This is a genomic window from Sphingobacterium sp. BIGb0165, assembly GCF_024810095.1.
Lineage (GTDB): Bacteria > Bacteroidota > Bacteroidia > Sphingobacteriales > Sphingobacteriaceae > Sphingobacterium > Sphingobacterium detergens.
This window is the reverse complement of sequence record NZ_JANUEB010000004.1, coordinates 86766-106072: the sequence shown is the minus strand read 5'-3', so window position 1 is coordinate 106072 and position 19307 is coordinate 86766. Positions and strand designations below refer to the sequence as shown.

Genomic DNA, 19307 nt, shown 5'->3' with positions numbered 1-19307 from the left:
TATTCTAAGCGATCAACATAGTCGTTCATACCCCTGTGCTCAAGCGATACCGCATCCAGGGGATTTACTCCACCGTAAACCAACGGTAGCTCTCAGCCGGTATGGTGATAGTCATTGTTGTTTTAGCCAGATGATCTAAAGAGGCTGTTTTTACCGTCCTGTCATCAAAAGTTATTTTCGCAGCTCCCTTTAATCCCGTGTAGTAAAGAGGGATCTCAATGGTCCTTGTGATGGCAGTTTTCAACGGATTAAACAGCATCCCTAATCCCTTGTTTCCTTTTTCAGCTGCATTCACATGCAAAAAGCCATCCCAATCGCGACCATCCGCACGACGCAGATGGATCAGATCGGCATTGAGGATCGTACGGTATTTTTTATACCATTGGATGACATCAATCACTGTCTGCTTGGTCTGCTCCGTATCATAGAGACGAGGACCACGGTAGCAGGCCTGTACACCAGCACCATAGTATTGCATCATCAGCTGTTTATAATCCTCCTGATGCTCATCCAGCGGTTCCAATACCGCCTCTTTTCCACCACCCTGATAAGCTGTCAGGGGTACAAACCCCCAGCCCATGGATGGGTTCTGTTCCCAGAGTGCATCAAAGATATTCTGTCTGTTGAGGATACGCTGATTTTCACGGGGCAGTGAAAAGTTCACTTCCCGATACCCTATTCCCGTCTTATTGGAACCGTCCAAAAAGTACCAGTCCGGGGAATTAATATATACGCCGCGGGCATTCAGCCAATGATACAGCTGCTTTTGCATATTAAATTGCACCCATTGGCTATCTTCAAGCCCATGATGACCGGGGTGGCTCGTTGAAGCGCACTGATCCCCCGGAAAAGGACCATCATTTTCCCAGATATCAAATCCTGTTTTTTCAAAAAATGTTTTGATCCGTTGGGCATAACCTATCCCCCAGTTTGAGCCAAAACAAGGAGCATTTCCGAAAAACGTCCCCCCCGTCTTTCCTGTCTTCGGGTTGATAATATCATCCGCTTCGCTGATCTTGCGCGAACTAAATAAAGAATAAGCCCCTATTTTAATATTTTTGCTGTGCGCATAATCTGCCAGCTTTTTCAAGGCCGCAAGGTTACCGGCTGTTGTATCCTCCATATTTACATGGCTGCCAAAGCTCAGGATGAGTGCTTCATATCCTGTGGCAGCGCACTGGTCAATGGCGGTGTAAACCTGCTCATCTTTTTTGCTGACCAGGTGCATAAAGATTGGATTGGCAGTTGTCCATGGTGCAATGGTCCGATACATCTTTCGGATGGCCAGGCCACGGCGCTCCCGATCATAACTATCCATCAGCAGTTCCCAGGAACGGATCGAACTGAAGTTGTCCTTTGCAGCAAGCTTAATGCCTACGCCCACCGTCGGGTACACCTCCATGATCGCCGGCGTTTTTAAGTCGTAATTCACCTGTGAGGTATAGGTAGAGTCCGCTTTCCAGTGTAAAGACTGGTCACTCAAGTGATAACGCATGGCATTATTGAAAGCAAAATTACTTTCGACGTAAAGGCCGTGCTGTTTTTTCATATCCTCGACCGAACCCACCACAGCACTTTCTTCTTCAACAAGCGCCAGCTTCTCATTGATCACCTGATTGATCTGCACCGTTTGGTTACCACTGTTCTGAACAGTTACCCATTTACTTATCAGTGGGATCCCATCGTAGATGGCATAATGTACTTTTACTTCAATTCCAGATAATGCTGCGGCGGCCGGAGCAGCATAGGTAAAAGTCAGGACCTTGCCTTTTCCTGCAGCCTTGTGTGTAGACCACCACTTGTCCCCCTTCCAGGGCAGCAGCGGATCCAGTTCACTAATCTCATGTTTGACATAACTAAAATCTTCAGGTTTTGCCGTAAATGTGGGCATCCATTCTGGTCGCAGGTAAGCGCGTTCCTTCTGCCCATCCACCCCACCGACATTATACCACTTGCCGTTGAGCTGCAGCTGAGCTTCAGGCTGTACGGCACGAATCAGCTGCTGTCCTGTAGTTAAGTTGGTAAAATCATAGCAGAAGGCATTCGGCTTGATCCAAAAAGAGCGGCGCACGAGCCCATTGTCCAAGACAATATTCTGGCCGTCGACCGCAATGCGGGATTGGTACGGTGCAGCACCACTGATTAGCCAGTCCTGCGGCTTATTCTCCTTTTTCTGTGCGAATCCATTTTCCGCGGCTATGAACGCTAATGCAACTAAAAGTAACTTAAATCTCATGTTCTGTATAAATTAGGAAAGTAATCGTCGTTTCAATATCGCCCTGCAGTTATTGGAGCAGGGCAATAGTAATCGATTGGGTTTATAATCCTGCCAATGGATCAAATATACCATTTCCCCAGCCCTTTGTCTGCTGCAATTTCGCATTGCCTTGCATGGTCGCTGTAGATAAAGGTAGAAAATACATATTCTGTTTATAGATCATCGGTGAAAAATCACGTTCGGTCAAGGTATACGTATACCCTCCCGGTGCTCCTGCCTGCTGATGCAACACCAAAGCGAAGCGTTTCTGTTGGCCCACCATGATCTGATCCATGGCTTTCCATCTGCGGAGATCCCAGAGGCGTTTCTGTTCAAATGCAAATTCAATGTAACGCTCATCCCGTACCGCCTGACGCATCTCTGTCTGTCCCATTGCAGGGTTCAGTCCGTAAAGCTTGCCAGCCAGTTCGGGATCCCCGGCTGTCGTTTCGGCAATTCCCGCCCGTTTACGAATGGTTTTGAGTACATCAAAAGCTTCGGCTGGACGGCCTGTCTCCAGGGCCGCTTCAGCCATATTCATCAGCACTTCGGCATAGCGCATTTCGATAAAATCCGTTCCCGATATCTGCGAATTGGTGATATCCAAAGATTCGTCGATCGCTTTACGTGAATAATAACCTGTCAGTGAACCATTTTGCTTACCATAGGCGTAGCCATTTTGTGCATTATCATAGAGCGCCATTGTTGTTCCCAGGTAACTGGCCCCATTGTACACGATGGTCGTATAAAAGCGGTCATCCCGATTTTGCCAGCTCAGGGATGCATTACCGTTAAATTGTGGACTATTCCACTGTACTTTCTTGCCGCTTTTGAGCGGAAAGGCATCCACGAGTTTCTGGATCGGATGACAGCCGCCCGTTGCATTGGCCGTAAAATCAATGGGCCGAACCGCAGCATCCCGGTTTTGGCTGCGTCCGGGTTGTAGGTAGCGGATGGCAAAGACCACCTCTTTGTTCATCTCGGCCAGAAATAAACTTGCGTTGTTATATTTATCCACCAAGCCATAGCCATTGGAATTTAAAAACGTTAGTGCCTCCTTATTGGCTTTGTAAGCTGTCTCCCAAGCAGATGTCATATTATTGGGATTAAACTGTGGGCTGGCGCGAAACAGCAGCACACGACCTTTCATGGCCAAAGCCGCGGCCTTGGTAACCCGTCCCAGATCATCTGCAGCTATATATTTTGCAGGAAGCTCATCGGCCGCCTGGTTCAGTTCATTGACGATAAAATCAAAACAGTCCTTTGTGCTGTTGCGCTCCACGAGCAGATCCTCGGTACGCTCCTGCGGTGTTAAGATCAGAGGTACACCACCATAACGTTTCACCATCTCAAAATAGGTGTACGCCCGGATAAAGCGTACCTGTCCTTTCAGCACCTTACGTGTTTCGGGGACAATGGTACTCTGAGGCCCATCGATTTCCTTCAGGAAAATATTCATTTTCCGAATATCGCTATAGGGCCAATATCCAGGTCCACCATTATCAATAGTTGTTGTTCCGTCGATCCAACTTGTTTTTCTAGACGCTTCATCCGTAGCGTCTGCAAGACCGACATCCCAACCCGGCAGTGTCATGTATATATTGTTGACAAAGGCAGTCGCCAATTTGGGATCCGACCAGACCACAGGCTCACTGATCGCCGATAGATCATTCTTATCCAACACCTTGCTGCACGAACTCATTACGAGTACCCCAGCGGCTAATAAGCTATATAATGTGTTAAAATTTTTCATTGCTCAAAAAAGATTAATTGATCATTAGGGTTAAAATTTGAATGACAAGCCTCCAGTAATACTCTTCATAATCGGATACTGGTATACGCCATAGTCACCCGCTATTGCCTCCGGATCGGCAACCTTGATGCTGTCAAATGTCAGCAGATTGGTTCCCGATACGTACACCCGCAATCCGCCAATTCCCAGGCGTTTAGTCAGTGATTCACTGAGCGTATAGCCAATCTCCAGATTTTTCAAACGCATGTAATTGCCGTTCATCAACCAGAATGACGAAGCGTCCCTGCTGGCGCCAAGACTACTGGCACCGATGCCACCTACCCGAGGATATCTCGCATTCGGCGTCTCCGGCGACCAGCTATCCGTGAAAATACGGAGTACAGCCTGTTCGTCCCATAGGTCCGCTCGATTGGGAAACATAATTTCGCGGTTGGCCACGCCTTGGAAAAATGCATTAAAATCAAGTCCTTTCCATTTGCCACCCAAGGTAAACCCGTAGATGATTTCCGGATTGATGCTTTTTTTACTTAAGACCACATTATCCGCACTGGTAATATTACTGTCGCTATTTTTATCCTTGAGCCTTACATCGCCCAGGCTATAGGCAAATCCATTATAGGTAGGCAGCCCTGCAAGGTCAGCCTCTGTACGAGCGATCCCTTCCGATTGGTAGCCCGTAATGAAATCAATCGGTCTTCCCACACGCTGTTGATAGTCAAATGCTCCGGCCAGGACATCCCATTTTTCCACTTTATTGCGTGCAAAACTGAAGTTTCCACCCACAAAATAACTCAGGTCTTTATTGATCTGCCGATCATGACGCAGTGAGAGCTCTATCCCGTAGTTGTTGACAATACCATAGTTTTCCCTTGGCAAAAGTGCACCAAAGGTATTTGGTGTAGACGCTATCCGGGAACCCAGAATATCATAGGTATGTTTTCGAAAATATTCCAGGGAACCGCTAAGTCCGCCTTTCAAAAAACTAAAGTCAACTCCAGCGTTGGTAATACGGGTCTTCTCCCAGGTAATATCATAATTCGGCAAAGCACCAGGCATAATTCCTGCTGTGGCACCACCGAATATAGCACCTGGTGTGATCGAATAACGATTGATATAACCATATTCGGCCACATTGTCGCCACCGTCATTACCCAGTAATCCATGGGAAATACGGAGTTTGAGGTTGTCCACAAAGGTCCATTTGTCCTTAACAAAAGATTCCTCCGATAACACCCAACCTACTGCAACAGAAGGGAAAAAGCCCCAACGTCCCTTGGGTGCAAATTTTAATGACGCATCGTACCTGAAGTTTGCCTCCAGAAGATAGCGATTGTCATAGCCGTACGTAAAACGTCCTACATAGCCCAGTCGTCCTGTTTCGGTTTCACTTCCCGTCGCATCCTTATTTTCCGCGGCTGCATCACCAATGAAGAGCTGTTCGATCGAAGTCGACAGCATTTTATTGCGGAATCCGTAGAGATAAGCTGTATTACCCTCGCTCTGTTCATACAGGAAAAGTCCGGTCAACGCATGCTTACCAAATACGCGGTTATAATCCAAGGAGAGATTCAGGGTATAGGAATTATTCTGATTAAAGGATGCATAGGCACTATTTTCCCAGTCGCCCAGCTGCAAAGTCCGGATTACCTTGTCCGTTGTGATATGGTTGTGCCCACCTGTTGTTTCAAATTCGGCCACATTATATTTCTTACGGACGGTTTTATTATAATCATAGTATTTCCGGTAGTTCATCGTTGCATTGGCTTTCAGCCCTTCGATACCCGGTATTTTATAATCCAGGCGCAAAAGCCCATTGAACGTATTGCGGTTCCATTTGCTAAAGCCCGCATTGTCAATTAGTGCAATGGGATTCCATTGCTGGTAGGCACGCACATAGTTATCCCCGATTTTCCAGGGCATCATCGGTGGTTTGTTGAGCAGGCCACGATAGAGGTCAAACATTCGGTCATCATCCCCGCCGTCATAGGGCCAATAGGGTCTTGACCGCCCTTGCAGAGAGGCATCCAGGTTGAGCGACACACTCAACCTTTCGGAGATCTTCGCATCGACATTCGACCGCAGGTTATAGCGGTTATAGTCCAGGTTGTTGAAAGCCCCGTCCTGATAATAATAGCCAATGGAAGAGAAATAACGGATATTTTCGCTGCCACCATTCACAGTCAGGTCATGCTTGGTATAAACGGGATCATGCCAAGCTCCTTTAAACCAGTCGTAATTGGTCTGATTGTCCTTAAAATATTGGATTTCATCATCCGTATAATAACTTGGGTCCGTCAGTGGGAGATTATTGAATTTGGCTACCCTATTTCTATAGATCGAATGTTCATAAGCGTTCATTCTTTCGGGCACGCGGGTATAGGTATCTTTTCCCACAAAAGAGGAATAGGTGATTACGGGAGCCTGTGTACTGCCGCGTTTGGTGGTGACCAAGACGACACCATTTGCTGCCCGGGCCCCATATACAGCTGCCGAGGTGGCGTCCTTCAGAATGGAAATCGTTTCGATCTCTTCAGTACTCAGGGCTTGAAAATCATTGAGCGTACGTGGGATACCATCGATAACATACAGCGGAGCGGTACCATTGGTGGTACTTTTACCGCGGATCACAATGTCCGAACCCGAACCAGGGCCGCCACTGCGCTGGCTGGCAAATACACCATTCACACGCCCAGCAAGGGCGTTGGTGATATTGGAAGTTGGGAAGGTATTCAGATCCTTGCCCGATACGCTGGAAATGGAGCCTGTGATATTACGTTTCTTCTGATTACCATAACCCACAACAATCACCTCATCCAGGCCAACGTTGGAAGATGATAATACGATTTTTAGTTCACCTAGACTCTCCAGAATAAGTTCTTGCCGGTCGTAGCCCACCGAGCTAAAGACCAAGCGGTCACCAACAGCTGCTTTTTCTAATGCGAAACTACCATCCTCGGCCGTCTTGGTACTGGTTGCCTTGCCTAGTACGGCGACGCTGACACCACTGATGCTTTCCCCTTTTTCGTTTCTGACGGTCCCCTTGATCCCCTGCTGTTGCGCAGTGATGTTATTTGCTGCTTCCATCGTATATAGGTTTGTCGTACGACGTTCGCGGGGCGCAATGGAGTACAGCTCATTATTTAGTTTGGTGACTGTGGCCTCAGGAATCAATTCTTGCAAAAATTGCATAAGCTCCCCTTTTGACTTTGGCGTTTCAGATCCATTTGCCGAAATCTCTTTAAGCAAATCCGGGCTGTAGCTAAATTTTACGTTGAATTTTCGTTCAATTTTATTCAGCAACTGGATGATCGATTTTGACGTTTCCACACGTTGCATGGCGACTCCCCCGCGCCAGCTGCTCCCCCAGGCCAGGGCAGCAGGAGACATTGCCAGTGCCGTAAGGACAAATGTCGGCCCAGCAATTCCTTTCAGAATTTTACTCATAATAATTAGTTTAATTGGTTGGGTTCAATAATATATTTGCCGTCGATGAGCTCCACGGTACAGTTCAATGATTTACCTAAAGTATTCAACGCCAGGTCCAGGTCATTCCGCGGTATATAGCCCGTAAATGTCATCCGCGATAAATTGGTATCCGCAATTTCGATGGAACAGGAATATTGACGCGCTATTTTCCGTACCACATCTTTCAGTGCATCATTATCAAAGGCCAGCAAATTATTTTTCCAGGCATTATAGAAGACCGTATCGACCGATTTTTTTTCCATGCGCTGCTCCAAAGAGCTGAAAAGAGCTCTCTCCCCCGGTTGCAGTCGCAACCGCTGATCCGCAGTATTCACTTCGACACTACCTTTATTGAGCACCACATAAGCTTTATCCTTCCAGGCACTAACATTAAATTCGGTACCCAATACCTTAACATTCATGCCGGCAAGGGTATGCACTATAAAAGGTTTTTTCTTGTTATGAGCGACACTGAAGTAGCCATCCCCTTTGATCCAGACCTCACGGATAGAATCTATACCGAAATGGTTGGATACTTCGAGTTCTGAACCCTTGTCCAGCGTGACCGCTGTCCCATCCGGAAGCTGATAGATTTTCTTTTCGTCGGATGCGCGATAGACCGTTTTGATACTTTTGGGGATCTGCTGTACCGTAAAGAGATAGTATATTCCTGATAGCATCAACAATGAGGCAGCCACCGCCCACCACCTTCCAGGTCTGAAACGTGGATCTGCAACTGGCTGAGCTGGAATTTCCGTTTCGACAATAGCTGCAAAAATCCGGTCAGAAGCATCCGTTGTCAGTACATCTTTTTTGGAAATAAATGGGGCAATCTGCTTATATTCAGGAAAGGCATCCCTATACTGTTCCTCTATGAGGACGGAAAGCAATACATCTATTTCAGCCTGGGTACACTGCCCATGGATAAACTTAATATAAAGCGCGGTTACTTCTTGGTTGGTCATCATATTTACTCGGTTATATAGAGCTAATACAACCAAGTCACCTAGAGGGACGATCCCCTTTTTTTATTTTTTTTGAATATAATGATAAAACACTAACAATAAGCTTGTTAAATTTGCATTTACTTCCAGGTAATGGCGAATAAACTTAAGTGATTTTACCATTTGATCCTTGACCGTATTTTTGGAGATGTGCAGTTGCTCAGCAATTTCCTCATGGCTCAAATTCTCTTCGCGGCTCAGTCTAAAGATACGCTGCCGCTGACTAGGCAGCTTCTCTACCGCTTGATCGTAGATCCCTTTCAGTTCTTTATAATGGACGAGTTCTTCGACGGCATTGCTTTCGATCGAATAGTTGTAGAAAACATCGTTCAAATAAGTCTGCTGTACGACAAAAGACTTTAGTTTGTTGTAGATGGTATGTTTGGCAATAGTGAAGATATAAGACTTGATATTTTTATCGCCATCGATTGACTCCCAGTTGAGCCAGAGTTTCATAAAAACATCCTGCACCAATTCTTCGGATAATTCCCGCGACCTAAAAAAACGTAAAGCATAACCAAACACATCGTCTTTGTATTGGTCAAAAAGAGCCTTAAAGGCATGTTCTTTACTTAGGTGATCGATACTACCCATTGTTTATAAAACAGTTCTGTCGGCGAAATATAGGAGATTTAATCAAATTGCAAAAGATTAAAAGTCGTGCAATCGATTGTTTAAAATTTTATCAGATATAAGATATATCCTAGCTTTCAGCTCCGTTCCCATCTCGTCGGCAGGTAGATTCAGATCGTTTGTGAGCAAAAAAATAGGGTTACAAAGGTCTACTATTTAATTTAATATTCTCATAACCAGAATTTTTTATTAAATTTAAGCTAATATTAGCTCTATTTAATGGCTTGTGATCCCCTTGATTTTTACACCTATATTTTTAAATCAAAATAAAGAAAATAATGAAAATTTTAGTCGCAGTAGTAATTGCTTTTGTTTTTATACAATGCACAAGCAGACAAAATGAAAAATCGGAAAATTTTGATTGGTTATTGGGAAAATGGCAACGTACCAACGAAGCGGCCGGTAAAAGAACGTTTGAGAATTGGGCGAAAATCAACGATTCCACCTACACTGGTTTTGCTTTTACATTACAAAAAGACGACACCATCAATCAAGAAAAAATGAATATTATAAAGACCGATGACAACTGGAAATTGCGTGTAAAAACACCCGACGAAAAGGATTTTATTTCGTTTGAAATGAGTACTATAAACGTTGGTCAATTTGAATGTAAAAATGACTCCCTGCCATTCCCAAACAAGATTAAATATTGGCGAGATGGCGAACAATTAAAAGCAACTGTATCAGGGGATAGCCTGCAAATTCCATTCGAATTTAAGAAGCTCTAAACAATTCTGATGAAAAATATATTCCTGATCTTTACCTTGATGGTCATCAACGTTCAGCTCAAAGCACAATCGACGCAGCAATTAAAGAAACAACTACAAGAAATTATCGCTCAGAAAAATGCGACAGTTGGAATTTCAATAAAAGGCATAACAGATAAAGATACCTTAAGCATCAACGGAAATTTGAAAATGCCGATGATGAGTGTCTTCAAATTTCATATTGCACTTGCTGCGCTTAATCAGGTCGACAAGGGCAAATTAAAGATCGACCGAAAATTTTTCATCAGAAAAGATGAACTGCTTGAAAATACATGGAGCCCCATGCGGGATGATTATCCCAATGGGAATATCTACCTAACCCTGGATCAACTCTTACGGTATACGGTATCCCACAGTGATAATAATGGCTGCGATATCTTATTAAATATTCTTGGCGGTCCAGAAAAAGTGCAGGATTTTATTACCCAACAAGGTATTAAAGATGTCACCATCAAAGTCAATGAGCAGCAAATGGCAACCTGGGACAATCTCTATATTAATACCACTACACCGATAGCCACCACGCTACTTCTCGAAAAATTCTATCAAGGTAAAATACTAAAAAAAGAAACCAGCACCTATCTCTATCAGATCATGGTGGAAACATCCAGAGGAACTACCTGGATGAAGGCCGGCCTTCCGCAAGGAACAGAACTTGCACACAGAACTGGAATCTCGAATACAAACGAGCAAAATCTCAGAGCTGCCATGAATGATATCGGTATTGTGAAATTGGCCAATGGGCATCATTTTACGCTTTCGATATACCTAATGAATATTACGGAAAAGAGAGAAGACAGCGAAAAATTAATTGCTGACATCACCAAAGCGACCTGGAAATACTTTACCGACAAATAGCGCCTGTTCAGTTACGCTTCTGAAAGAGCTATCGCTGTAAATTTTGCAGGTGCATATATACCCCGCCCTAGCCCTACTACAAAAGCAATTATGAGTAAAATTAAGGTAGTAAAGCTGTTGGTAAGTCGCTCAACCAACAGCTAAAGCTTATACTAATCTTCTTTTAAGACACCACGCTGTTTTTCTTCCTCGGCGCCATTGCTTTTCTGTCCTTTTTTTATTGTTGTGCCGAACGTATAGCTTAGGTTTAATTTGATCATCCGTGTTTCAAAATTATTCCGCCAATGCTGCTGGACAATTCCGCTGTTTTGTTGATACTCATTCTTGTATGAGTTGAAAATATCCAAACAATTGAGCTGAACAGCAGCACGTTTATTGAGAAACTGCTGCCGCAGCCCCACAGTCAGGTAGGCAAAAGACGCATTGGTCACCGTCCGGTCCATACTTTTGCCCCGATAGTTGAACAGAAACATAAATGAGAAGTTTTTACTGAGAAGAAAGCTATTGTAGGATGTTGCCGAAAGACTTGCCAATCCATTACTATGTAACCAAAGGCCATTTATTTCGCCTTTAAAAGATCTTTTCGACAGCGTTGCATTTGTACTTGTGTACCACCATGGAAATACCTGTTTACCATACATCGCCTGCATGGTCATATATCTTCCATAATCGGCGTTACCCGGTAAGGTTGTAATACCACCTTGATCGATCGGAACCGACAAGCTTGTAAAATCATCCTTCGTATAGCTGTATGTAAGACCAAAAAACAATGCATTTTTATAACCGTACCATAGGTCCGCATTGTAGGATAATGCTGGTTTAAGTAAAGGATTTCCCTGCTGAAAATTGGCATTGCTAATAATACGTACCAATGGATTGAGGCTTTCATAATTCGGCCGTTCTATCCTTTTGTTTAGTCCCAGACTAAGGCTATTCTCCGAAAATTTATAATCGACATGCAACGAAGGCAATAGCTCAAAATATTTGCGGTTAAAAGCCTGCGTTTTCTCGACTTGCTCACCCCGACCATCGGTATATTCGCCCCTTAGCCCCAATTGATAAGATATTTTGTTTTTTGTGGCACCATATAACAGATAGAGCGCCGAAATACTTTCCTGATAGTTGAATATGTCCTTTTGTTGTGTTGAGGCATCCTGATATGCATTCATATTATCCGAATGCATATAACTTGTCTTCATCCCAATTTCCAGTTGTTGTTTATTTTTAAGCGGATGCGTATAGTCTGCCTTTAAAGCATAGATGGAAAAAATCCGATCTTGCGCAACCAGGCTCGTGAAATCAGCTTGCGGATTGAATGTTGTCGTCAGGTTATCCTGATTGTTGTTGTTCATGTAATGGACATAATCCAGATCGACGGCCAATTCACGTCCGAGTGTATCCACCTGATGTTGCAACCTTAATCCCGACGCAAAGTTAGTTGCCCGAATATCCACTTTGTTGGCAAATTGCGATTGGACTTCAGTTTCTCCTTGCCCATCTGATTTTATCTGCGCCGCACCATCGCGGTCAAAGAACTGAAAACCAGGTTTAACCGAGGCCGACAAGGTCGTTTTTTTGGACAGGTACATGTCCAATTCCAGATTTGGCGTATAATTGGCATTACTTCGTGTACTCTGAATTTCGGACATTGATACTCCCGTTTCCGCTCCATTTTTATCCAAAAATGAAGAGCCGATATAGGTATCAAAAAAATACTTGTTGTAATTGTAGTCCATGTTCAGGAGCAGGTTATAGAAACTGCGTTTATAATTAATGCTCCCGCCAGCATTGGCCTTTCCAAATGTACCCTTTCCGCCCCCCGCATAAACGTTACCATTCAAACCTATTTTTGTGTTACGTTTTCTTATGATATTGATAATGGCAACATTGCCGGCAACATCATATTTGGCCGAGGGCTGTGCAATAAGTTCCACCTTTTGGACATTGTTGGCGGATAGCCCTTTTAACATCCCTGCTAAAGCTTCTGCCGGGACTGTTGTCGCTTTACCGTCGATATAGATCTGTACAGATTTGCCATTCAGACTGATTCGATCGTCGGGTGTGACCGTTACCCCCGGTAATTGGTTCATTACATCCATTATTGGAGCACCCGCCCCCATCCCATTCAGGTTGACAATGATCCTGTCTACGCGACGTTCCACAAAAGCCGCTTTCGCTGCGACATCCACTGTCGTTAACCGCTTGGACATTGCGCGCATCTGGATGACACCAAGTGATATATGCTCTTTACCTGTGATATCAATAGGTTTAGAATAGAATGTGGTATAGCCCAACAGCTTCCCCTCGAGCAAGTAGCTTCCCTTTGCCACTTCGAACATAAAGTAACCCTTTTCGTCAGCAAGAACAGTAGCGATGGAGACGGAGTCCTTCCCGCTTTTTAAGGTGAGCTGTACAAAGGGTAACACAGCATTGTGCTCATCCAATACTACAGCCGTTATCTTGCTAAGTTTGGATTGGGCAGCTACATATACGCTACTGCATAACAATAGGAAAACTGACAGGCAGCAAACAGGTAAAGACCTAAAGAAGAGCAAAGTCATAATTTGGATATTTGATTACCCAAACATACAACTAATACTTTAGTTGTTAAACTAATAAATTAGCCAACACAACTAATTTATTAGACATAAAACATATATCACTGATTATCAGTTGAAAAATTTACATTAATTTGATAAGCAGATCTTACCTTTCTACCGTTTTGCTGTGCCGGATACCATTTGGGACTTTGCTTGACCGCTCTTAAAACCGCATCATTACTCAGTTCATCCAGACCTTTTACAATCTTTTCATTACTAATACGCCCATCCGCTTCCACAATAAAGTGTAGGGTCACCTGTCCCTTTTTGTCCGATACCCCACTTAAGTTTTTTATCAGCATCGTGCCAAATGCCCCCTGTCCACCTGGAAAACTTGCTTTCTGCACATATTCATCCCGATCAACCCGATTAAAACAGCTTGTACTGGAACAAAGGACCAGCATGACAGCGATGAGCGGAAAGCTAAGACCATATTTTATAAAATGATAGGGTGATGATCTCTTGCTATCCAACATCTTTACACGTGACTTCAATAGCGAGGGATTGCTTAGACTATTTACCAAGGATGGGTCCACATGAAAGTTGCGCAAAAATAACATCATCGCATATTCCTTTTTACTTCCTACGAGTTTAACTGTATATGCATCTGCGAGATATTCATGAACCAATTTTAAGCTTCTTTGATAGCAGTAGATTAGCGGATTGAACCAAAAAAACAGTCGGATCAGCTCCACTATCAGCAAGTCAAGTGTATGCAGCTGCCTGATATGCACATTTTCATGCGCTTCAATCACCTTATAGTTTGGTAGCTCCGGATTGATTACTTTCGTTCGCCAAAACGAAAAGGCCCTATCCCCTGCGGGCAATTTCAATTGCTTGCTAATTGCACAAAATTTGATGACCAGTAGGATCGCCTGAGCGATCACCCCTATCCAATAAATTAAGAATAACCATCCCATGCTGTCATGCAGTGTAGTTGTAACCTGTCCCTCATTCGCTGCGGCTAAGGTAATCGTCCATACATCTACTTTTGAAAGTTCAAAAAAAGTGGAAATATCCAGGATTGGAATCGTTAAGGAGAGAAACAGAGCAGACAGCAAGTAGATCCGATTTAACTGAAAAAAGGTTGTACGGAAGAACAATAACCGATAAAAAAGATAAAATATGCCAAGCAGAATGCTGGCCGAAAGCAGATAGAATTGTCCTTCCATATTATTAATCCTCCATTTTATCAATCATCTTCAGCAATTGCTCGGCATCCTTCATATCCACCTTTTTTTCACGGACAAAAAACGAAAACATATCCTGTACTGAACTGGAGAAATAGTTGTCCAATAACTTCTCCGTCTCGTATAGCATGTATTCTTCCTTTGTAATGAGCGGATAATAACGATGTGTTTTCCCAAATGCTTCGTAAGCGATTACCCCTTTGTTTTCTAAAATTCTGATGATCGTAGAAACCGAACTGTAGGCTGGTTTAGGATCTGGCAGTTCACTGATAATTTCTTTAACAAAGGCTTTTTCCAATTTCCATAGTACCTGCATCAACTGACTCTCTACTTTGGTTAAATCTTTAATATCCATCCATTTATTTTTTATTAAACAAATATCAGCTAAAAACTTAGTTGATGCAACTAAGTTTTTAATTTTATTTAAAAACTTCCATCCGAGCCAGGAAATGCCTAAAAAATCTACTGATAACGGATTGCAATGTAAAATACTAAAGCACTGTTTAGAATGGTCTTTGATTCAGTGGAAAACGATCATACAATTTATGTTTACTCACGTTTCCCCGTAACATAGGCATACATCGCAGTGGCATGTCCATGACCTAATTCGAAATCCTCTTTTAGCCAATTAACGATTTCGGTTGCCTTTATTCCTTTTTTTAATTTTCCCTCCTCAGTAAACCCTTTTTCAATAGCTAGCTTTTCAAAATCAACGCGGGACTTTCCCGTCTTTTCTTCAATATTTTTAATATAGGTTTGAAATGACATAATATTTTATTTTTTGTTAATTTATACTTTAAAGTCCACATTTTTCGAAATTTCCTTCAACAATCGACTACTTCAGGAATTCGCTCAATCTGTTTATGATAATATCCCAATCATTATCATTAAGTTCATGTCCGGTACCATTTAATTTCAAAAGTTCCGAATTTTTAATCTCCGATAATAGTTTGTCCGTATGTCCAAAATGCCATATTTTATCATCAGAACCATGAATAATCAATGCTGGTGATTTGATCTCACTTAACCGATCATAATAGACCTCCCCTCCTTGTAGTAAGGCATGGTTAAACATACTGCGGTAATTTATGGATCTATGAAAATCCGCCCGAATTCTTTTTTCTTCTTTTGCATAGTTTATTGTTTTTTTGCCAGCCATCAGATGCGAACTTTCCAGCATATAATTTACTGTAGCCTTTTCATCATCCCAATTTACATGTGTTGCTTTGAGCTGAAAGTCGATCACCTTCTTATCCATTTCGGGAACTTTGGGATCAGGTGTACCCCATGGTCCAGTAGACATTAAAACGAGTGAACCAATCCGTTCAGGATACTTGATCGCTATAATTTGGCCGATCAAACCTCCTAAAGAAATTCCCATTATATTTGCTTGTCTGATATGATATCCATCTAAAATATGAATTGCATCATCGGCAAGATCCTCAATACTGTAAGAGATGGAACCTGGTTTTCCTGTTGTTGATTTTCCGACATCTCTGTTATCGTAACGAATGACAAAAAAACCTTTTTGGGATAATTTTTCACAAAACTCCTTATCCCAATATAATAGCGAAACAGTTGCCCCAGCTATTAATAAAATCGCTGGATTTCCCGGTTGTCCAAAATGCTCTGTATAAATGGAAATTCCATTCTTGATAATTGTTTTTTCAGGATGTGATTTCATACAACTATTTATTAAAATGATAATGAGTAAAAAATTCCGATTCTTTTCATTCCCAAAAGTACCATCAGCTTACAAATTAGGATTGTATAAATTCGACATTTATTCTTTTACGAATAATGACAAGTCCTCAGAAAAATAGGCTACCGGCTTTTTACCGGTAAAAGCTCTAAATTCTCTAATCATATGTGATTGGTCAAAATAACCAGCCTGCAATGCTACTTCGGTCAATGACAAATCTTGATTAATGGCATTCTCAATACTTTTTTCAAAACGGACAATTCTTGAGAAATTTTTAGGAGAAAAGCCTGTCAATAACTTAAAGTTACGTTCAAACTGCCGCTGAGATAGAAATTGTTGTCCGAGAACTTCTGTAATTTTCATGCTCCCCTTATGAAAAACAATATGCTGTATTGCAGCAATGGTATCCTCTAGCCTTGGTGAAAATTTATTTATCCTTTGTTCTAGATATTCCGTGATAACAGCGACTCTTTCTTGTGTATTTACACAGTTCAAAATCTTTTCCTCTAAAAAAACACCATCCTTCCCCAATAATTCAGCTATTTCAATATTTTGATTCGTAATTTCGGATGTAGGAAGGCCAAAGAGAAATGGTATAGCATAAGGTTGAAAATAGATTCCGAAGACACCTACTTTTTGTTCGGCGGACAGCTGGCAAAAGGTATCTGTTTGCGACTGAAAACCGCTATTGAACAAATTGGTTACTTCATGATTTTTGGAAATTTTCATTCCCGGAATATATTGAAATGCTAATTTCGGATATATCGACGCTACAGATGAATGCTGGTACAAAGACGTTACTTCAAAATCGGCTTCAAAATTCCAGAAAAAGCAAACAAAATGCTTGATACTTTCCTTAGGATATACTTTTTCGTAGTTCATCTTATCGTATTTAGAACGTGAGAATTTACGAAAATTAATCACTAGAAACAAAGGGAATAGCTCAAAATGGATATGGAGGAGCGCCGATACTTACATTTCCGGCAAATGCCAAGGGATCTGATTTAAGTTCTTTGATAGGCATAAAGAATGTGATTCCTAAAGGTGGAAAAGGTGGAAGCATAAAGTTCGATATTATTGTGGAAAGGAGATAAATTGTCATATAAGCCGTATATACAGCCCATGATAGTTAATAAATCCCAAAAATAACCCAGTGAAAAGCACTGGAACCATGACGGTTCCAGTGCTTTTCTGTATTCATGTAAGATACACTTGCTTTGGTTTCCCTTGGTTTTTTGTGACAGTTAGTTACTATTTTACAAGACTGCTATTCATTACAATCTGTCTGATTTTTTTTTCAAAAAAGTAAACGATATCCGTATTTCTATCATACGTATTTTCCAAGATGATTAAATTCAGTTTTTTAGCAGGCACATAAATCTTAAGGCTTACAAAGCCTAATCCCCTTCCTCCGTGTCCAATATATTTTATTGGTTCTTCTTCGTTGATGTTCACTCCATATCCGTATTTCGATTTCTTTTCACTAAAGGTAAAATCAGGATCAATGTTTGTCGAATTTACCATAGCAACATAAGATGTTGTTTTCAGTATTTTGCCATTATGAAGTTTTGTGTCCCAAATGTTTAAATCAGTCACATTGGAGATAATGCCTCCGGTCGGTATGAAATTTGACCAGGATTCATTGGTAAAATTCAAGGTTTTAAAATCTACGAAACTAATGGAGTCTTTTGATCGCACATATCCATTGATAAGCCCCTGGTTGGTTTTGCCTATTTCATAGCAGTAAGTATGTTTCATTTTTAACTCCTTAAATAAACTATTTGCTACGTCTACATATTTTCTTCCAGTAGTGCTTTCAATCAATCGTCCCAATAATCCATAAGCCGGATTGCTATAGTAAAAGTCTGTACCCGGTTTAAATGCCAATGGCTTGTCGAGACTCACAATACCTGCTGACATATTCAGTAACTGATGTACCGTAACTGTATCAGCCCATTGTTGTTTTAGGTCAGTCAGATAGGTTCCGATTGGTTTGTTTAAACTTATATTACCCTTTTCAACCTCTTTTAAAATTAAAACTGCTGTGATTTGTTTGCTATTCGACTGAATCCTGAAATTGTCTTCTAAGCTTATTGGCACCTTGCGCTCCATATTGGAATATCCAAATGCTTTCGCGTATTTCGTCTTTCCATCTTCTGTGATCAGAATAACGCCATTAAAAGTTCTTGGGTTTGCAGTTTGAATTAAACTGTCAATTTTGGAAGAATAGTCGTCTATTCGTTGACCATAAACACTAGAACTAAGAAATAGTGTCGCGAAAAAAAAGGCTAAAAAATTAATTGTTAGTTTCATCGTTTTTTTATTTAGGATAGGCTGTATAATTGCCGCTAGGACTATTTTTACAAAACTAATTTATACAAAGTTTCGAAAGTCCAACTTTACATGTGTGTTCTGTATTTTGAAATACTGTACTGCGCAATATATTCCATGCAACAATTGGAAGCAGACTGATGTAGTCGGCCAATAATCGTTTGGGATATTCAATCGCATTGGCAGCCTGTGCTGCAATATTGGTGGTATTGATGCTAACAATTCTTAAAATACGCTTTTGTTTGTTGTCAGGCTCTATTCCTTTGATATGATCTTCTAATTCCCCTATCGTAGATTGTCCCTCGCTCGTATAACATCGATCTACGTGTATCTCCAAAGCAAATCTAAGCATGACGGAATCCCAGTTGTCCTGTTCGTCCAATGTATCGGGGATTTCCTGCTGATCGACAACAATTTGTGCGGATAGGGAAAACTGTTCGGATAATCTTCCGAACACAAAAACAAAAAGACATAAAGCTAGCGTTTTCATAAACTGTCATTATATTACAGCAACAAATATAAATCGAACAGCATGTGGTTGTATCGGTGATTCAACACATAGAGCAATACTTTTAACAGGCGGTATAATTCATGCCACAGGATGATCTGTTGACCCAAATTACCTTTTTGCTGAATAAATGATACTGTTTATTGAAATACCGCCAATATTAGTTCGGATCTCTTTTGAGATCGGTCTGATATCACTATTTTTAGACTCTTATATCTACAGATCAGATATGTTCAACA

Annotated in this window: 15 protein-coding genes; 2 read left to right on the top strand and 13 right to left on the bottom strand. The window is 41.8% G+C overall.

What is annotated here, in order from left to right; genetic code table 11:
* Nucleotides 1-64 precede the first annotated feature (64 nt).
* The 5 genes from M2408_RS09805 to M2408_RS09785 form a co-directional block, all read right to left on the bottom strand.
* Nucleotides 65-2236 carry an alpha-galactosidase gene (locus M2408_RS09805; RefSeq protein ID WP_259181311.1) on the bottom strand — a complete coding sequence of 724 codons (2172 nt, stop codon included), beginning with the start codon at nucleotides 2234-2236 and terminating at the stop codon, nucleotides 65-67.
* Nucleotides 2237-2318: 82 nt separating this feature from the next.
* Entirely contained in the window at nucleotides 2319-4010 is a 1692-nt protein-coding gene (locus M2408_RS09800; RefSeq protein WP_259181308.1) for a RagB/SusD family nutrient uptake outer membrane protein, read from the bottom strand.
* Between the two features lie 30 nt (nucleotides 4011-4040).
* The gene (locus M2408_RS09795; protein ID WP_259181307.1) at nucleotides 4041-7454 is read right to left on the bottom strand and encodes a TonB-dependent receptor; all 3414 of its coding nucleotides are present in this window, start codon (nucleotides 7452-7454) and stop codon (nucleotides 4041-4043) included.
* A 5-nt stretch (nucleotides 7455-7459) separates the two neighbouring features.
* Entirely contained in the window at nucleotides 7460-8443 is a 984-nt protein-coding gene (locus M2408_RS09790) for a FecR family protein (RefSeq protein ID WP_259181305.1), read from the bottom strand.
* 60 nt (nucleotides 8444-8503) lie between these two features.
* The gene (locus M2408_RS09785; RefSeq protein WP_259181304.1) at nucleotides 8504-9073 is read right to left on the bottom strand and encodes an RNA polymerase sigma-70 factor; all 570 of its coding nucleotides are present in this window, start codon (nucleotides 9071-9073) and stop codon (nucleotides 8504-8506) included.
* A gap of 317 nt (nucleotides 9074-9390) precedes the next feature.
* Here M2408_RS09785 and M2408_RS09780 point away from each other — a divergent pair, with 317 nt between their 5' ends.
* Together M2408_RS09780 and bla are read left to right on the top strand one after the other, a co-directional pair.
* Nucleotides 9391-9840: a DUF6265 family protein gene (locus M2408_RS09780; protein ID WP_259181302.1), complete on the top strand. Its 450-nt coding sequence runs from the start codon at nucleotides 9391-9393 to the stop codon at nucleotides 9838-9840.
* A gap of 9 nt (nucleotides 9841-9849) precedes the next feature.
* The gene (gene bla / locus M2408_RS09775; RefSeq protein WP_259181299.1) at nucleotides 9850-10737 is read left to right on the top strand and encodes a class A beta-lactamase, subclass A2; all 888 of its coding nucleotides are present in this window, start codon (nucleotides 9850-9852) and stop codon (nucleotides 10735-10737) included.
* A 152-nt stretch (nucleotides 10738-10889) separates the two neighbouring features.
* Here the strand turns inward: bla and M2408_RS09770 are convergent, their stop codons facing one another.
* The 8 genes from M2408_RS09770 to M2408_RS09735 form a co-directional block, all read right to left on the bottom strand.
* The gene (locus tag M2408_RS09770; protein WP_259181298.1) at nucleotides 10890-13298 is read right to left on the bottom strand and encodes an outer membrane beta-barrel family protein; all 2409 of its coding nucleotides are present in this window, start codon (nucleotides 13296-13298) and stop codon (nucleotides 10890-10892) included.
* Nucleotides 13299-13396: 98 nt separating this feature from the next.
* Nucleotides 13397-14509, bottom strand: a complete 1113-nt coding sequence (locus M2408_RS09765) for a M56 family metallopeptidase (protein ID WP_259181296.1) — start codon at nucleotides 14507-14509, stop codon at nucleotides 13397-13399.
* Nucleotides 14510-14513: 4 nt separating this feature from the next.
* Nucleotides 14514-14882, bottom strand: a complete 369-nt coding sequence (locus M2408_RS09760; RefSeq protein WP_259181294.1) for a BlaI/MecI/CopY family transcriptional regulator — start codon at nucleotides 14880-14882, stop codon at nucleotides 14514-14516.
* 194 nt (nucleotides 14883-15076) lie between these two features.
* On the bottom strand, nucleotides 15077-15295 hold the full coding sequence (locus M2408_RS09755; protein WP_259181291.1) for a DUF4287 domain-containing protein: 219 nt from the start codon (nucleotides 15293-15295) through the stop codon (nucleotides 15077-15079).
* A 67-nt stretch (nucleotides 15296-15362) separates the two neighbouring features.
* Nucleotides 15363-16211, bottom strand: coding sequence for a macrolide hydrolase EstT (gene estT, locus M2408_RS09750; protein ID WP_259181289.1), 849 nt, complete (start codon nucleotides 16209-16211; stop codon nucleotides 15363-15365).
* Between the two features lie 99 nt (nucleotides 16212-16310).
* Nucleotides 16311-17111, bottom strand: a complete 801-nt coding sequence (locus M2408_RS09745; RefSeq protein WP_259181288.1) for an AraC family transcriptional regulator — start codon at nucleotides 17109-17111, stop codon at nucleotides 16311-16313.
* Between the two features lie 369 nt (nucleotides 17112-17480).
* Complete coding sequence (locus tag M2408_RS09740) at nucleotides 17481-18542, bottom strand: serine hydrolase (protein ID WP_259181286.1); 1062 nt, start codon at nucleotides 18540-18542, stop codon at nucleotides 17481-17483.
* Between the two features lie 55 nt (nucleotides 18543-18597).
* The gene (locus M2408_RS09735) at nucleotides 18598-19050 is read right to left on the bottom strand and encodes a hypothetical protein (RefSeq protein ID WP_259181283.1); all 453 of its coding nucleotides are present in this window, start codon (nucleotides 19048-19050) and stop codon (nucleotides 18598-18600) included.
* Between the last annotated feature and the right edge of the window lie 257 nt (nucleotides 19051-19307).

What these genes read in the sequence shown, in the direction of transcription:
- M2408_RS09780 (WP_259181302.1), top strand. Translation starts at nt 9,391, where the DNA reads ATGAAAATTTTAGTCGCAGTAGTAATTGCTTTTGTTTTTATACAATGC.
- M2408_RS09755 (WP_259181291.1), bottom strand. Translation starts at nt 15,295, where the DNA reads ATGTCATTTCAAACCTATATTAAAAATATTGAAGAAAAGACGGGAAAG.
- M2408_RS09790 (WP_259181305.1), bottom strand. Translation starts at nt 8,443, where the DNA reads ATGATGACCAACCAAGAAGTAACCGCGCTTTATATTAAGTTTATCCAT.
- M2408_RS09805 (WP_259181311.1), bottom strand. Translation starts at nt 2,236, where the DNA reads ATGAGATTTAAGTTACTTTTAGTTGCATTAGCGTTCATAGCCGCGGAA.
- bla (WP_259181299.1), top strand. Translation starts at nt 9,850, where the DNA reads ATGAAAAATATATTCCTGATCTTTACCTTGATGGTCATCAACGTTCAG.
- M2408_RS09800 (WP_259181308.1), bottom strand. Translation starts at nt 4,010, where the DNA reads ATGAAAAATTTTAACACATTATATAGCTTATTAGCCGCTGGGGTACTC.
- M2408_RS09770 (WP_259181298.1), bottom strand. Translation starts at nt 13,298, where the DNA reads ATGACTTTGCTCTTCTTTAGGTCTTTACCTGTTTGCTGCCTGTCAGTT.
- M2408_RS09740 (WP_259181286.1), bottom strand. Translation starts at nt 18,542, where the DNA reads ATGAAACTAACAATTAATTTTTTAGCCTTTTTTTTCGCGACACTATTT.
- M2408_RS09760 (WP_259181294.1), bottom strand. Translation starts at nt 14,882, where the DNA reads ATGGATATTAAAGATTTAACCAAAGTAGAGAGTCAGTTGATGCAGGTA.
- M2408_RS09765 (WP_259181296.1), bottom strand. Translation starts at nt 14,509, where the DNA reads ATGGAAGGACAATTCTATCTGCTTTCGGCCAGCATTCTGCTTGGCATA.
- estT (WP_259181289.1), bottom strand. Translation starts at nt 16,211, where the DNA reads ATGAAATCACATCCTGAAAAAACAATTATCAAGAATGGAATTTCCATT.
- M2408_RS09795 (WP_259181307.1), bottom strand. Translation starts at nt 7,454, where the DNA reads ATGAGTAAAATTCTGAAAGGAATTGCTGGGCCGACATTTGTCCTTACG.
- M2408_RS09785 (WP_259181304.1), bottom strand. Translation starts at nt 9,073, where the DNA reads ATGGGTAGTATCGATCACCTAAGTAAAGAACATGCCTTTAAGGCTCTT.
- M2408_RS09735 (WP_259181283.1), bottom strand. Translation starts at nt 19,050, where the DNA reads ATGAAAACGCTAGCTTTATGTCTTTTTGTTTTTGTGTTCGGAAGATTA.
- M2408_RS09745 (WP_259181288.1), bottom strand. Translation starts at nt 17,111, where the DNA reads ATGAACTACGAAAAAGTATATCCTAAGGAAAGTATCAAGCATTTTGTT.